Origin of the sequence: Sorangium sp. So ce117, from assembly GCF_051524395.1 — a bacterium.
GTDB lineage: Bacteria > Myxococcota_A > Polyangia > Polyangiales > Polyangiaceae > Sorangium > Sorangium cellulosum_B.
Window position 1 is genome coordinate 8,253,989 of sequence record NZ_CP150309.1, and the last position, 15,226, is coordinate 8,269,214.

The window sequence follows — 15,226 nt, forward strand, 5'->3', positions numbered from 1 at the left end:
TGCCGTCCGTCGAGGCGGTCGAGGGTCGCCACGCGGAGCCCTGCCGGTGTGGGTATTTCTGGCACGGCGCGACCGAGCCTGGCTTCCCGGACGCCATGGCCCTGTTCGACGACGACTTCGAGACGCTCGAGCAGCTCCCCGAGATGCGAAAATCTCGCGGGAAGGGCGGAGATTCGCACGGCCAGAGCCCCACCCCCGTGAGCCTCGGCCGCGCCCGCGCGGAGCTCGCGGATCTGTCGAGCGATGGCCCCCGCTACGAGATGCGGTCGCTGCTCGGCGTCGGGGGGATGGGCGAGGTCCACTTCTGCAGGGACCGCCGCATCGGCCGCGACGTGGCCATGAAGGTCATCCGCGCCGAGCACCAGGGCGACACGACGCTGCGCCACCGGTTCCTCCGCGAGGCCCGGGTGCAGGGCCAGCTCGAGCACCCGTCGATCGTGCCGGTCTACGACCTCGGCGTGGACAACAAGGGCTCGGCGTACTTCACGATGAAGCGCCTCCGGGGCCTCACGCTGGCGAGGATCTTGAACGAGCTCCGCGAGGGCGACCCGACGGCGCTCCAGAGCTTCTCGCGCCGCAGGCTGCTCACCGCCTTCTCATCGGTCTGCATCGCCGTCGACTTCGCGCACTCGCGCGGCGTGCTCCACCGCGACCTCAAGCCCGCCAACATCATGCTCGGCGACTTCGGCGAGGTGTACCTGCTCGACTGGGGCGTCGCGAAGCTCATCGACACGCCGCTCCAGACGATCGACATGGGCGAAGATCCCATGAGCACGCGGACCATCCCGGGCGACGTGCTCGGGACCCTCGGGTACATGTCGCCGGAGCAGGCGCAGGGGTGCGTCGACACGCTCGACGTGCGCAGCGACATCTACTCGCTCGGCGCGATCCTCTTCGAGCTCCTCACGCTCAAGCCGCTGCACCCGAAGAAGGACCGCACCGAGATGCTCGACTCGCTCATCCACGGCGCCGACGCGCGGGCGTCGGTGCGCGCGCCCGAGCGCGAGGTGCCGCCGGAGCTCGACGCGATCTGCGTGACGGCGACGCGGCGCGAGCCCTCCGAGCGCTACCCGTCCGCCCGCGCGCTCTACGAGGCGGTCGAGCGGTTCCTCGACGGCGACAAGGACGTGGAGCTCCGCCGCGACCTCGCGGCGCGGCACGCGGGGCTGGCCGAGGAGCGCGTGACGGAGGCGCTCGCCGGCGGCAAGGAAGCCGAGGGCGCGCGGAAGGCGCTGCTCAGCGAGGTCGGCCAGGCGCTCGCCTTCGATCCGTCCAACGAGCGCGCCCTGGAGACGCTCCGGCGCGTCCTGACCGAGCCGCCGCGCGAGATGCCGGCGGAGGTGCTCGCCGACCTGGACGCGGCCGCGGCGGCGCGGCACCGGCTGCAGCTGCGCGCGGGCATGCGCGCCGAGCTGCTCGCGACGGCGATCGCGACGCTGGTCGCCGCGGTCTGGCTGGGCATCCGGGAGTGGCAGGTCTTCGCCTTCATCCTGGGCTTCACCGCCCTGGCGGCGCTGATGAAGTTCCTCGCCGCGCGCGTCGTCCACCGCCCGTCCGCGGAGTGGTACGCCTACGCCGGCTTCGTCTTCAACGTGCTCAGCTTCCTGTGCATCGGGCGCGGCTTCGGCCCGCTGCTCTTCATGCCGATGCTGCTCGTCATCCTCACGTACGGCAACTCGTTCACGTACCGGACGGCCTACCGCGTCGCCGTCGTCGTGACCAGCTGCATCGCGGTGCTGGCCGCCGCGTGGATCGAGTACTCGGGCGTCCTGCCCCGCTCGTACGAGTTCGCGGGCGGCGCGATGGTCATCCTGCCCCAGGCCGTCGAGCACTCGAAGATCGCGACGATGACGGCGCTGACGCTGACGACCCTGTTCATGCTGGTCGTGCCGGCGTTCATGATGGGCCAGCACCAGCACGCGCTGCGCGCCGCGGAGCGACGCGCGTTCCTGCAGGCCTGGCAGCTCCGCCAGCTGCTGCCGGAGCGGGCCCAGCCCGGCGCCGCGGCCAGCCCAGGCCCGGAGCAGGCCCCGCGCCGCCGCCCGAGGCGCCCCCACGCCGCGGAGTGAGCGGGGGTCAGTCCATCGGCCAGACCGCGACGACCCAGACCGGCGAGCCGCCGCGCGCGGACACGCGGAGCGCGGCGCTCTCCTCGATCTCGGAGCAGAACGCCACGCCGGCGCTCTCGCCGTTCTCGCCGGCGTCGTCGCGCCCGGCGCGGTCGCCGAGCTCGACGGAGATCCGGAGCGCGCGCAGCTCGCCCCGGGCCAGCGCCGCCGCCGCGAAGTAGCAGCGGCCCGGCTCGACCTGGACCGGGACGAGCGTGTCGCCCTGCGCGCCGATCGCCTCGGCGATCGCCTGCGCGCGCGGCGCGGGCGCGTGGCGGCGGCGCAGCGCGGCGGCCAGGTTGCCCCGGGCGCGCGCGCCGAAGTGCCCCGGCACGAACGCGGACATCGGCCACTGCGCGTCGGACAGCACGACCTTCACCGGCCCCGCGGCCCCGAGGAAAGGCACCTCGACGACCCCCTGCTCGCCGAGACAGAAATCGAGCCGCGCGTCGGGCGCGTCGGATCTGTCGCGATCGAGCAGCCTGCCCGTGGTCCCCTCGCGCGCCTCGGCGTCGAGGTCGGTCGCGCGGCGCAACGTGGCGCTCGGGACCTCGGCCATCAGGTCGAGGCGGTGGCAGCCCTCGGGGAGCTTGACCGAGAACTGCCCCGTCCCGATCGACGAGGCGCGCATGTCGGTCGGAGCGACGCGCGGCGCCCCTTCCGCGAGCGCGCGCCGCGCGGCCCGCGCGACCCGGGCGTCGAGCGGCCCCGGCTCGGAGGGCCGCCCGGGGTCGCCGCGGGGCGCGACGGGCCCGGAAGCGCGCTCCGGCAGGATGGCCTCGACGCGCTCCAGCGGCCCGCTCGACGCGGCGACGACGACATCGAACGCGCTGCGCGTCGACAGCACCTCGATCGCCACGCGGCGCAGCCCCTCGCGCTCGGCCCCGCACCGCGTGATGGCCGCGACCCCGGCGATGCTCTGGACGCGACGGTCGTCCTCGGGCTCCGCGCCGCGCAGCTGTTGGATGAGGCCCTCGAGGGCGGGGACGCCGCCCGACGGCCCCTCGGGAGAGAGCGTGAACTCCGCCGTGCGCGGCGCGAGGAACGCGGCGGTGAGACACTCGTCCGCCGCCGCGCCGGCCGCGCCAGCCACGCGGGCCGGGCCGGCGGGCGGATCGACCGCCACGACCCGGGCGCGGCCGTGCTCGAGGAAGATGGGGGGGAGGCGCGCGACGCGCGCGCCGGAGAGCGACCACATCCGCGCGACGCGCGCGGCGTCGTCGCTGAGATCCGCGCGCGCCGGCGTCCCCGCGGAGACGCCGGCGAGCGCGGCGAGGAGCGAGAGGGCCGCCGCGCGCGCGGCGCGCGCCACGCGCGCGACGTCTGACACCGCGCGGCCCCGCTCGGCGGCGCCGACCGCCGCGGCCCTCAGGCGCCCGAGGCTACGACGAGCTGCGCATCGACTCGATGAGGATGCGCGCGACCTCCGGACGGGAGAACTCCGGCGGCGGCAGCTCGCCGCGCTGGAGCAGCTCGCGCACCTTCGTCCCGGACAGGTTGACCTGCGTCGACGCGTCGCCAGGCGCCGTCTTCGCCGTGGCCATCGCGCCGACCACCGTCGAGTAGAACGCGTTCTCGAAGTTGAGCGTGGTGATGCCGAGCTCTCCGGGGCTGAAGGCATTGAAGATCTCCTGCGCGTCGTACGTGCCGTAGTAGCTGCCGACGCCGGCGTGATCGCGCCCCACGATGAAGTGGGAGCAGCCGTAGTTCTTGCGCGCCAGCGCGTGGAAGATCGCCTCGCGCGGCCCCGCGTAGCGCATCGCCGCCGGGTAGATCGAGAGGAGCACGCGGTCCTTCACATAGTACTTCGCGATGAGCTCCTCGTAGCAACGCATCCGCACGTCCGCCGGGATGTCGTCCGACTTGGTCGCGCCGACGAGCGGGTGGATCATCAGGCCGTCGCAGATCTCCAGCGCCATCTTGGTGATGAACTCGTGCGCCCTGTGGATCGGGTTCCGCGTCTGGAACCCGACGATACGGCGCCAGCCCTTCTCGGCGAAGTACGCCCGCGTCGTCGCCGGGCTCCGGTCGTACGCCGGGAACGCCGAGTCGACGGGCCGCTCCAGCACGCGGATCTCGCCGCCGACGTACACGGGGCCCGTGCTCATCAGGTACGCGACGCCCGGGTGCTTCGTCTCGGTCGTCCGGAACACCTCCTGCGCCTCGATCTCCTTGTTCGGCCGCCACTTGTCGCTCAGCTCGATGACCGCGACGATGCGGCCGTCGCGCGCGCGGAGCGCCGCCTCGGAGCCCACGCGGAGCGCCTCGGCCGCCTGCTCGGAGACGGCGAGCGTGATCGGCATCGACCACGGCAGGCCGCTCTCGAGCCGCATCTCGCGCACGACGCGCAGGTAGTCCTTCGAGTTCATGAAGCCGCGCAGCGGGGAGAACGCCCCGATCGCGATCATCTCGACGTCGCTCTCGGTCCGCTCGTCGAGCTCGATGACCGGCAGCCCCTTCGCCCGCTCCGCGAGCGACGCCTTCGCCGCGCCCTCGACCCACCGGTTCACGAGCTCGCCGCCGTGCGGCGCGATCAGCCCGCGCGCGCCGCCCGCGGCCGCCCCTGCGGCGGCCGCGCCGGACACGGCGACCGCGGCGCCGCGGCGCGGGACGTAGCCGAGCTCCTCGAGCTTGGCGAGGATCTTGGCGAGGCTCTCCTCCTTCGTCTCCTTGCCGGTGTCGACGAGCACCTCGGGGCTCTCGGGCGCCTCGTACGGATCGTCGATGCCCGTGAAGTTCTTGATCTCGCCCGCGAGCGCCTTCTTGTAGAGCCCCTTCGCGTCGCGCTCGGCGAGCACGGGGATCTCGCAGGAGCAGAACACCTCGACGAAGTGGGGGATCTGGGCCCGCTGCTCGTCACGGATCGCCTTGTAAGGGCTGATGGCGGCCGTCATCGCACACGCGCCCGACCGGGCGATGAGCTTCGCCACGTATCCGATTCGCCGGATGTTCGTATCGCGGTCCTCCTTCGAGAACCCGAGGCCCTTCGAGAGGTTGGTGCGCACCTCGTCGCCGTCGAGCACCTCCACGTGGACGGAGCGGGCGCGGAGCTCGGCCGAGAGCATCGCCGCGAGCGTGCTCTTGCCGGCGCCGCTCAAACCGGTGAACCAGACAACAAAACCTGACATTTAGGCAACTCCTTCGATAATGAAGTGACGACTACGGACTCGGCCTCTCCGGGCCTCGGATGCAGATCCCTCAGCGAGCGGATGAGGGCTGGGCGAGAGCGCGTCGACGCGCGCCCCGGCGCGATGATCTCAATCGACGACGGAGAACGTCGACGCGACGAACGCGGCGCCGTCCCACACGAAGAGGCGGTGCTCGGCGATGCGGGGCGCCTCCTCCGGGCGCCCTTCGCCGGAGCCGCCGCGCACGCTGGTGACGAGGAACGCGAGCGGGAACGCCGGCCCGGGCCCCATCACGATCTGGCCCCCTTCGTCGGCCGGCGGCTCGCCGCCGCTCATCATGGCGGCGTCCGTCGGGCTGAAGTAGGCGCCGGCGTCGAGGTGCGAGTGATAGAGCACCTTCACCGGGCGCCCCGCCGAGGCGCCCTTCTCGACAGCGTCGGAGAAGCGCTTGCCGTTGAAATCGAAGAACGTGCGCGCCGTCCGGAAGTACCGCTCCGGATCGATGGCGTGAAGCTTGTTCGCGATGTTGTCCATCCGGACGTGCTCGTCGCAGAGCAGCGGCTCGGCCGCGGGCCCCTTCAGGTAGCCGCAGGCCTCCTCGTCGCGCGCGTAGCCCGCGAGCGCCTCATCCTCGACCGCCTTGAGCACGCTCGCCTTGAGGACGACCCCACCGGCGGTCCACGGCTGTGGAGACATCACCATACGTAACGCTTCTCCCATTTCATGGGCGCAAAATAGCGGTCGCCCCGGTCGGGGACAATCGCCACGACGCACCCCCCTTGCTGTTCGCGGTGCAGGCGCTTCGCGATCTCGAAGGCCGCGAAGACGGCCGCGCCGCCCGAGTGCCCCACGTGCAGCGCCTCCTCGCGCGCGAGGCGATCGGACATGTCCCAGCCGTCCTCCGTCGCGATGCGCATCGTCTCGTGGTACGCGCCCTCGTCGTGGATGGCGGGCACGAGCGAGCTCGGCAGGTGCTTGAGCCCCTCCAGCCCGTGGAGCGCCTCCGTGGGCTCCACGGCGACGCAGCGGATCGGGCGGTGGTGCTCGCGCAGCCGCCGGCTCGTCCCGACGATGGTGCCGCTGGTGCCGATGCCGGCCACGAAGTGCGTGATCCTGTCGCCGACGGCCTCCAGGATCTCGCGCGCCGTGCCGTGGTAGTGGGCGAGCGGGTTGTCCTCGTTCGAGTACTGATCCGGGTAGAAGTACCGCTCCGGATCCTTCTCGACCAGCGAGCGCACGAGGCGGATCGCGCCGTCGGAGCCCTCCATCGGGTCGCTGAAGATGAGCTCCGTGCCGAACGCGCGCGCGATGTCCTTGCGCGCCTTCGACACGTTCGACGGCATGACGAGCGCCACCTTGAAGCCCATCGCCGCGCCGAAGAGCGAGTAGGCGACCCCGGTGTTGCCGCTCGTCGAGTCGATGAGCGTCTTCTGGCTGGTGAGGCGCCCATCGGCGGCGGCGCGGGTCATCATCCGCAGCGCGGCGCGATCCTTCACCGAGCCGCCGGGGTTCGCGAACTCGAGCTTGGCGTAGACCTCGACCGACGGCGTGTCGCGGCCGACGCGCGAGAGGCGCAAGAGCGGCGTGTCGCCCACGGCGTCGACGACCGACCCCAGGCGGCGGGAGCGGGCGAGCGAGTGCCTCATGACGGGTCGACCTCCCCCGCGCTCCCCTGCCCCGCGCTCCCCGCGGCGCTGCCCAGCGCCAGCGCGGCGCGCATCTCGGCGAGGGCCGCGCGCGCGCCGGCGAGCACGGCGCGCGCGGCGGGCGAGGCGACGAGGTCCGCGGGCGCGAGCGCGGCGAGGTCGATCGCGCCGTCCGCGAGCGCGCCGAAGCCGGCGCCGCGCGCGTAGCGCTCCGCCACCTCGTGCGCGAGCGGCGGCGCGTCGCTGCCGCCGCCGAGCACGCGCGCCGTCGCCGCCCCGAGCCTCGCCTGTCCCTCTGGACCGATCTCCGCGAGCAACACCTGGCGGAGATAGCGCGGGTCGTCCACCTCAGCCCCCGGCGATCGCGGGCACGATTGCCACCTGGTCACCGCCCTTCACGGGCGTCTTCAGCCCGTCGAGGAAGCGGATGTCCTCGTCGCCTACGAAGATGTTCACGAAGCGCCGCACGCCCTTGTCGTCGAGGAGTCGGTCGCGGATGCCGGGGTAGCTCTTCTCGAGGTTCTCGATCAGCTCGCCGACGGTGCCGCCGGCGGCTTTGACCTCGTCCTGCCCTCCGGTGAGCGTGCGGAGCGGGGTCGGGATGCGGACGGTCGCGGTGTCAGCCATGGTCTTGCTCTCCAGTCTTGAGGTGGGTCGAGGATCCGCTCTCGCGGTCGTTTTCAGCGTCAACGTGGGTCGGGGATCCGCCTTCGCGGTCCCCTTCAACGTGGGTCGGGGATCCGCCTTCGCGGTCCCCTTCAACGTGGGTCGGGGATCCGCCTTCGCGGTCCCCTTCAACGTGGGTCGGGGATCCGCCTTCGCGGTCCTTTTCAGCAGGGGTCGAGGATCCGCTCGCGGCAGCGCACGCGACGACGTAGCGGGACGCGTCGATCGTCGCGATCGCGGCGCGCGATCCGCACAGGTCGCAGGCGGGCCGCGCGGAGACAGGGACGCTGCGCAGCGTGTCCGTGAGGCCGTCGTACGTCGCGATCCGGCCGAAGATCGACGCGTCGCCCGCGAGGATCGCCAGCGCGCGATCCGCCGCGATCGCGCCGGCCACGCCGCACACCGGGCCAGCCACCCCGGCCGTGGCGCAATCCGGCGCGTCCCCGGTCGGCAGGTCCTCGAACAGGCAGCGGTAGCAGGGCGCCCCCTCCCCCGCGACCGCCATCACCGTCGCGCGCCAGCGGATCGCGGCGGCATGGACCACCGGCGTCCTCGTGAGGCGGCACACGTCGGCGATCAGGAACCGCGACGCGAAGTTGTCGGTCGCGTCGACCACCAAGGAGACGCCCGGCATCAACCCCGCCGCCGCGCTCGGCGTGAAGCGGCCGTAACGACGATCGACGCGGAGCCCGGGGAAGCGGCTGCGCAGCGCCTCCGCGAACGCATCGAGCTTCGGCCGCCCGACGTCGTCGCCGTCGAACAGGATCTGACGATGCAGGTTCGTCAGCTCGACCTGGTCGTCGTCCGCGACCCGGAGCTCCCGAACCCCGGCGGCGGCGAGCGCGAGCGCGGCCGGCGCGGCGATCCCCCCCGCCCCGACGACGAGGACGCACCCCCGGATCGCCTCGCCGCCGCTCATCGGAAATACTCGTCCAGGCTGAAGTAGCGCTCGCCGGTGTCGCAGAGGACGGTCACCACGTTGGCGTCGGGGCCGAGCTCGCGGGCGACGTCGAGCGCGACGCGCACCGCCGCGCCGGCGCTGATGCCGACGAGCAGCCCCTCCTGCCGGGCCAGCGCCACCTTCGTCTCGTACGCGGCGCGATCGCTGACCGTCCGCACCTCGTCCACCACGCCCGGATCGTAATTCGCGGGGACGAACCCGGCGGCGAGCCCCTGGATCTTGGTGGGCCCGCGCTCGCCGCGCGAGATCGTCGCGCACGACTCGGGCTCGACAGCGATGACGCGCGTCGCCGCGCGCACCCGCTTGAGCACCCGCCCGACGCCGCTCACCGACCCGCCCGTCCCCACGCCGGCGACGAAGGCGTCGATCGTCAGCGACTGCCGGGGACCGGGCCGCCCCGGCGCGTCGAGGCCGGCCATCGCGTGCAGGATCTCCCGCGCGGTCGTCTCCGCGTGGACGCGCGGGTTGTCGGGGTTGTCGAACTGGCTGAGGATGAGCGCCCCCGGGATGTCCGCCGCGAGCTCGCGCGCCCGCGCGATGGCCCCCTCCATCTGCGCCTCGGGCTCGGTCAGGACGACCTCCGCGCCGTAGGCCTCGAGCAGCTGGCGCCGCTCCAGGCTCATGCTCGCCGGCATCGTCAGGATGCAGCGGTACCCCTTCGCCGCGCACACGATCGCGAGCCCGATCCCTGTGTTCCCCGACGTGGGCTCGATGACCACGCCGCCCGCGCCGAGCAGCCCGCGCGCCTCGGCGCCCTCGATCATCGCCAGGCAGATCCGGTCCTTCAGCGAGCCGCCCGGGTTGTGCTGCTCGGCCTTCCCGAAGACGCGCCCCCGGGGCGTCGCCGCGTCGACGCGGCGGATCTCGAAGAGCGGCGTGTCGCCCACGAGGTCGAGGAGGCTGTCGACGACGCGCGGGTGCGACGGGAGCGGCGGGAGCTGCGCTGCGCCGTCCGCGGGTTCCGCGGGTGGGCGGGGGGCGCCGGTGGAGTGTGCGGATCGTTCGGGGCTGCTCATGGTGTCGGCTCAGATCACGTAGGTCGAGCGCTCCGGCCGCCCCTTGCGGTGCACGCCGAGCTCGACGCCGCGCTCGCAGACGTCGGCGATCGACACCGAGTCGAAGCAGCGCTCGATGGCGAGCGCCAGATCGTGGAACACGGCCGTGGGCGGGTCGAGCGGCGAGCCCCCCGGCCGGCCGTCGTCATCCGGCGCGATCACGGCGACTGGCCCCTCCAGGGCGCGGACGACGTCGCCCAGGCTGATCTCGCTCGCGGGCCGCGCCAGGTGATAGCCGCCGCGCGGCCCCCGCTTCGAGCTGATGAGCCCGGCCTTCTTCAGGTCCTGGAAGATCTGCTCCAGGAAGCGCGCCGGGATGAGCTCCCGCTCGGAGATCTCGCGGATCTGGGTCGGCCGCCCGTCGTTGTGGAATGCGATATCGAACAATGCGCGCACACCGTAGCGACCCTTGTTCGAGAGCTTCACCGCCAGCCATATGCATTGGTACATCGGAGAAGTCAAGAACTGCACATTCAGCGACTTCCGCTTCTTTCCGTGCGACACAGCACCCGAACAGCCCACAAAAACCGGGCGTCGCGGCGAAATTACCAGCAGAGGTTCACCGTTCGCCGCGTCGGCGCGACGCAGCCTCCGGCTTCCTGTTGAACCGGGTGGGACGGGTTCAGTAGCTTCGAGCTCTATCGAGGCTGCGAGTCGCCGCGCGTGCCCGGAGGGGCGCGCGGAACGTGATCGGCGCGCGGGCGTCGCACGGTTCGGGTTGCGGCGCACCAACCTAGGAGTCGGCCGGTGGCTTTCTATCAAGACCCCCCCACACTCGGGAACCAGTACGACGATGACCGCGTGCTGCGGTCCTACCTCGCGAGGGCCCTGCCGCGCGAGGTGGCCGCGTCGATAACGCCTTCGCTGCGGGAGATGGGCGAGCTCGCCGGCGGCCGCCTGTACCAGCTGCAGCTCGCCGATCGCGCGAACGAGCCGAAGCTCACGTCGTGGGACGCCTGGGGCAGGCGCATCGACCACGTCGAGGTGACCGAGCTCTGGAAGGAGGCGGCCCGGATCGCGTGCGAGCGCGGGGTCGTCGCCACGGCCTACGAGCGGGCGCACGGCGCGTTCTCGCGCGTCCATCAGTTCGCGCTGGCGTACCTCTTCGACGCGTCGAGCGACGTGTACACGTGCCCGCTCGCGATGACCGACGGCGCAGCGCGGACGCTCCTCGCGAGCGAGAACCGCGCGCTCATCGACCGCGCGGTGCCCCGGCTCACAAGCCGCGACCCCGCCGCCGCGTGGACCTCGGGCCAGTGGATGACCGAGCGCACCGGCGGCTCGGACGTGGGGCGGAGCGAGACGGCGGCGCGCCTCGGCCCCGACGGGGCCTACCGGCTGCACGGGACGAAGTGGTTCGCCTCGTCGACAACGTCGGAGATGGCGCTCACGCTCGCGCGCCCCGAGGGCAACCCGGAGGGCAGCCGCGGGCTCGCGCTCTTCTACGTGGAGCTCGCGGGCGAGGCGGGGCGCCGCGAGGGCGTGCTGATCAACCGGCTGAAGGACAAGCTCGGCACCCGCAAGGTGCCGACCGCCGAGCTCACGCTCGACGGCGTCCTCGCCACGCCGGTGGCGGGCCTGTCGAACGGCGTCCGGGCGATCGCGCCGATGCTCAACGTGACGCGCACCTGGAACGCGATCGGCGCCATCGCCGGGATGCGCCGGGGGCTCGCGCTGGCGCGCTCGTACGCCCAGAGCCGAGTCCAGTTCGGCACGACGCTGGCGGAGAAGCCGCTGCACATGGACACGCTCGCCGAGCTCCAGGCCGAGTTCGAGGGCGCCTTCCACCTGACCTTCCGCGCGATCGAGCTGCTCGGGCGCGAGGAGACGGGCTCGCTCACCGACTCGGAGGCGAAGCTGCTGCGGCTGATCATCCCGCTCGCGAAGCTCACGACCGCCAAGCAGGCGGTGTCGGTGCTGAGCGAGGTGCTCGAGGCGTTCGGCGGGGCCGGCTACGTCGAGGACACGGGGCTGCCGCGCCTGCTCCGGGACGCGCAGGTCCTCACGATCTGGGAGGGCACGACGAACGTGCTCGCCCTCGACGCGCTGCGGGTGATCCTGAAGGACGGCTCGCTCGACATCCTCGCGGCCGAGGTCGCGCGCCTCCTGACCGGCGTCGTCGAGCCGAAGCTCGCCGACGCCGAGACGTCCGCGTCGCGCGCGGTGTCCCACGCCCGCGCGTGGATCAAGGAGATGGCCGCCGCCGACCGCCCCGGCCTCGAGGCGGGCGCCCGCCGGGTCGCGATCACCCTGGGCCGGGCGCTGCAGCTCGCCCTGCTGGTGCGACACGCCGCGTGGGCCATGGACCGCGAGCGAAGCCGGACCGCGCTGGCCGCCGCCATCCAGTTCGAGCGCAACGGCGTCGACTGCATCCGGGACCACGATCGCGACACGATCGAGGCCCTCGCCGAGACGCGACAGCGGCCCGACACCTGAACAAAAGGTGGGGCTCACCCACTGAACAGATCCCTCCGGCAACCCGGGCGCGGCGACGGTGCGAGGCGGGCGTGGCGCTGCGATCTGCGCCCCGTCCGCGACCCTCGACGATATTTCCGTGGTCGCGCCTCGTTCTGATCATACAGAATTAATGTTTGATTTCGGAAGGTTGTGGACGCACGGCCGTCCTGGAAGCGGACGGCATTTGTCCTAGCGGCGTGCAAAGGCACTAGACGGGACAACCTGAACGGGCTTACAGTAATGCGTAGCTGCGGCGCTGAACGCGTGCCCGACGCGGGCGACGTGCGGGCGGGCTCGTCCATCGAGGCGGGCTCCGCCGGCGCGGCGTCCCCGGTGGGGTGAGATCCGCCTGCGCGCGCCTCCGGCGCGTGCGTGGGACTTCGTCCGCCTCCTGGACGGATGGATCGGGCTCGCGTGGGCCCGGGCACGCGTGCGGCGCGCGGCGTGGGCGAGCGCACACGACGAGCTGCGAGCTGCGAGCTGCGAAGAGGCGAGATGAAGACGCAATACACGCTGCTGTCCGGCGAGACGGTCGAGTTCCCGACGCCGGCGGGCGAGCTGGGCGCCTTTCTGTCCCGGGTCCTGGCGGCGGCCAGGGATCCGTCGGTGTCCGATGCAGAGCTGCTCGATCTCGTGCTCGGCCCGGAGAACCCGTTGCTGGACACCACCGCCGTCGCGGGCCGGAGCGTCGCGACCGCCGACGTGTACCGCGACCCGGCCTTCCACGTGATGCTCGACTGCGTGGCGCGGAAGCGGCTGCCGCCCGATTCAGCGGTCGTCACGCCGCGGACGCGGTTCACGATGACGGTGCCGGACGCCGCGCACCAGCTCGGCATCTCCGAGAGCGCGGTGCGCCAGGCGATCTACGCGGGGCGGCTGCGCGCGAGCAAGGAAGGGGGCACCTACTACCTCGATCCGCAGTCGGTGGCGGGCTACCGGGTGAGCAAGCGGGGGCCGCGGCGCCAGGACCAGATGGCGAAGGGACCGCCCGGGGCCACGCTCGACGCGCGCATCGGCTCGGGGCCGGACGCGAGCTTCCGGGTGAAGCACAGCCGCGACGACTTCGAGCTGTCGGAGAAGCGCGGCCCCGAGTGGACGGGGATGATCCCGGCGGGGTGGCGGCGGATCGCGGTGCTCGGGACGTCGAAGGACCGCTCGCGCTACTGGGAGATCGAGCCCGCCGAGGGCGAGAGCGTGCTGCACTTCGAGGGCTTCTACCTGCGCGGCGGCTTCCGCATCGTGGAGACCGTGAGCACGTCGCCGCGGGCTGTGGCGGCGTTCAAGGACTTCCAGCCGCGATGAGCGCGGGCGAGCGCGCGTCGCGGGCGCGCGGTGAGCGCGCGGTGAGCGCGCGGCGCGGTCGCCGGATCAGAAGCGGGCCTGGAAGGTCGTGCCGAGGCCGAAGAAGTCGGGGTTCACGAAGGTGCGCAGGGCCACGGTGCCCTCGGAGGGATCGCGCTCCATGAACGTGCCGTTGTTGTCACGCACATATTGAGCCCACGCGACGGCCGAGAGGATTTTGCTGATATCCCACTTGAGGCTCGCGCGGAGCTGGAAGATCGGGACGGCGGAGGTGTTGAAGGGGAGGATCGACACATTGCCCTGCTCTCGGACGACGGACGTGCGCGCGATCACCGCGCTCATGGCGTCGATGGACATCGTCCTGAACGCGGCGGGGAACTGCAGGCCCACGCCGAGGCCGGGCGTGAGCCGCGCGGACGCGAGGTGGTAATCGGCCGCGAGCGCGAAGAACAGCTCGTCGGCCGTCGAGGTCTGGGCGGTCTTCGGGATCGTCTGGAAGGGGATGAAGCTCGGCTGGTTGCGCAGCACGAACGGCAGGTCGCGGTAGACGCCCGTGACGCTCGCGCGCGCGTATCCGGACTTGACGACCGCCTGGAGGGCGCCGGCGCGTGCCGGCTGGTGCGTGGTGGCGCCGGCAGATTCGAAGTCCTTGAGGTTCTGAAAGAGGTTCGTCGCCTCGAGGATCACCGCCCATGTCGTCTTGCCCGGCGCGTACGCCTCGGGCTTGAAGAGGATCTGCGGCTTGTTGGGATCGTTGCGATAGAGGAGGAACTCGATCGACTGCGGGATGGGCTCGTCCCTGGCGTGCGCGACGATCCGGGCCGAGGCGCCGTAGGTGTAGACCGGGTCGCCGGCGACGTCGGGCAAGTCGAAGCGGCCCTGCTGGAAGTAGCCGGCGCCTAGGTCGACGTGAACGCAGGGGTGGAGATCGGCTTCCCCGCCAAGGAGAAATCCGTAGTTGGTCTGAGCGATCCGGACCTCCTCGGTCTCGCTCGTGCCGGGGGTGAGCACCTTCTGGACCTGGGTGAGGCTCGCGATCTTGAACCCCGCGTACACGCTGAACCGGTCGGCATCGAGCTGGACCTTCGCGCCGGGCGCGGGTCCGATGATGCGCGGGAAGATGGACTGGTTGATGGAGGCGTTCGTCCCGCCCCACGAGATCTCGTAGAGGTAGCCGAGACGAAACCGGTCCGTGTCGATGGGCCAGAGCGTGACACCGACGCCGGTCTTCCCCTCTGCCCTGCCGCCTATGTGATAGAAGGCGCGAATGAACGATCCGGCGTCGTAAAACGCCTGATTGAGGTTGTTGTTGTTCCTGGACAGCGCGGCGAGATCGATGCGTAGGATCAGCGAAGCCTCGGTGTCCAGCCGCGCGATGAACCCCGGCATCCTCTTGTAGAGCGCGAGGTGCGTCAGGTTCTCGCGCCCGCTGAAGCGGGAGTTGAGGTTGTCGAAGAAGAGCCGGTATTGCTTCCGATCGCCGACGCTGAGGTTGGGCGAGAGCGGCTGCGCCTGGCCCGTGTCGTGGAGCAGGTCGTCGTCGCCGAGCGTCCATGTGAGGCGCGTGTCCATCGCGTCCCCCGCGCGGACGGGCGGCTCGGTGGCCGCTGGGGGGAGGTAGGGTTCGAGCCGCGAGAGGGTGGGGACGACGGGCGCGGGCGCGGGCTGCGAGATCGGAGGCGGCGCGTCGGGCGCCGGGGCCGGCGCGGCCTGGTCCGAGCCTGGCGCGTCGGGCGCCGGGGGCGGCGCGGCCTGGTCCGAGCTCGGCGCCGCCGGCGCTGGCGGCGGCTGCGGCTGGCCTAGCGCCGGCGGCGCGAGCGTGAACAGCAAGGCCGCGGAGGCAGCAGGGGCGAGGAGCGCGCTTCGGTGCATGGCGGGCGGTGGCTTTCCTGGGCCTGGGTGA

The 15,226-nt window shown here is 72.2% G+C and carries 13 protein-coding genes; 3 read left to right on the forward strand and 10 right to left on the reverse strand.

The features are described from left to right. Nucleotides 1–95 precede the first annotated feature (95 nt). Nucleotides 96–2,069 carry a serine/threonine protein kinase gene (locus WMF46_RS30785; protein WP_437980476.1) on the forward strand — a complete coding sequence of 658 codons (1,974 nt, stop codon included), beginning with the start codon at nucleotides 96–98 and terminating at the stop codon, nucleotides 2,067–2,069. Nucleotides 2,070–2,076: 7 nt separating this feature from the next. Here WMF46_RS30785 and WMF46_RS30790 read toward each other — a convergent pair whose 3' ends face one another. The 9 genes from WMF46_RS30790 to WMF46_RS30830 all read right to left on the reverse strand — a co-directional run bounded on the left by WMF46_RS30790 (nucleotide 2,077) and on the right by WMF46_RS30830 (nucleotide 10,014). Further along, nucleotides 2,077–3,438 (reverse strand): hypothetical protein, encoded by a 1,362-nt coding sequence (locus WMF46_RS30790; protein ID WP_437980477.1) that lies wholly within the window; start codon nucleotides 3,436–3,438, stop codon nucleotides 2,077–2,079. A 52-nt stretch (nucleotides 3,439–3,490) separates the two neighbouring features. After that, complete coding sequence (gene sat / locus WMF46_RS30795; protein WP_437980478.1) at nucleotides 3,491–5,236, reverse strand: sulfate adenylyltransferase; 1,746 nt, start codon at nucleotides 5,234–5,236, stop codon at nucleotides 3,491–3,493. Nucleotides 5,237–5,365: 129 nt separating this feature from the next. Beyond that, nucleotides 5,366–5,938, reverse strand: a complete 573-nt coding sequence (locus WMF46_RS30800) for a Mov34/MPN/PAD-1 family protein (RefSeq protein ID WP_437980479.1) — start codon at nucleotides 5,936–5,938, stop codon at nucleotides 5,366–5,368. Next, nucleotides 5,932–6,882 (reverse strand): PLP-dependent cysteine synthase family protein, encoded by a 951-nt coding sequence (locus WMF46_RS30805; RefSeq protein ID WP_437980480.1) that lies wholly within the window; start codon nucleotides 6,880–6,882, stop codon nucleotides 5,932–5,934. The genes WMF46_RS30800 and WMF46_RS30805 overlap by 7 nt, the downstream gene beginning before the upstream one ends. Beyond that, complete coding sequence (locus tag WMF46_RS30810) at nucleotides 6,879–7,229, reverse strand: thiamine biosynthesis protein ThiF (protein WP_012238382.1); 351 nt, start codon at nucleotides 7,227–7,229, stop codon at nucleotides 6,879–6,881. Before WMF46_RS30810 ends, WMF46_RS30805 begins: the two co-directional genes overlap by 4 nt. A gap of 1 nt (nucleotide 7,230) precedes the next feature. After that, complete coding sequence (locus WMF46_RS30815) at nucleotides 7,231–7,509, reverse strand: MoaD/ThiS family protein (protein ID WP_437303463.1); 279 nt, start codon at nucleotides 7,507–7,509, stop codon at nucleotides 7,231–7,233. Then, on the reverse strand, nucleotides 7,502–8,467 hold the full coding sequence (locus WMF46_RS30820) for a HesA/MoeB/ThiF family protein (RefSeq protein WP_437980481.1): 966 nt from the start codon (nucleotides 8,465–8,467) through the stop codon (nucleotides 7,502–7,504). Before WMF46_RS30820 ends, WMF46_RS30815 begins: the two co-directional genes overlap by 8 nt. Continuing rightward, entirely contained in the window at nucleotides 8,464–9,525 is a 1,062-nt protein-coding gene (gene cysK, locus WMF46_RS30825; RefSeq protein WP_437980482.1) for a cysteine synthase A, read from the reverse strand. The genes WMF46_RS30820 and cysK overlap by 4 nt, the downstream gene beginning before the upstream one ends. 9 nt (nucleotides 9,526–9,534) lie before the next feature. Further along, nucleotides 9,535–10,014: an RrF2 family transcriptional regulator gene (locus WMF46_RS30830; protein ID WP_437542645.1), complete on the reverse strand. Its 480-nt coding sequence runs from the start codon at nucleotides 10,012–10,014 to the stop codon at nucleotides 9,535–9,537. A 297-nt stretch (nucleotides 10,015–10,311) separates the two neighbouring features. On the opposite strand from WMF46_RS30830, the gene WMF46_RS30835 reads away from it, so the two are divergent. Further along, a complete protein-coding gene (locus WMF46_RS30835; RefSeq protein ID WP_437980483.1) occupies nucleotides 10,312–12,000 on the forward strand; it encodes an acyl-CoA dehydrogenase family protein in 1,689 nt (562 codons plus the stop codon). A gap of 516 nt (nucleotides 12,001–12,516) precedes the next feature. Beyond that, nucleotides 12,517–13,323, forward strand: coding sequence for a helix-turn-helix domain-containing protein (locus tag WMF46_RS30840; protein ID WP_437980484.1), 807 nt, complete (start codon nucleotides 12,517–12,519; stop codon nucleotides 13,321–13,323). 66 nt (nucleotides 13,324–13,389) lie between these two features. Here WMF46_RS30840 and WMF46_RS30845 read toward each other — a convergent pair whose 3' ends face one another. Beyond that, nucleotides 13,390–15,195, reverse strand: coding sequence for a hypothetical protein (locus tag WMF46_RS30845; RefSeq protein ID WP_437980485.1), 1,806 nt, complete (start codon nucleotides 15,193–15,195; stop codon nucleotides 13,390–13,392). Nucleotides 15,196–15,226 lie beyond the last annotated feature (31 nt).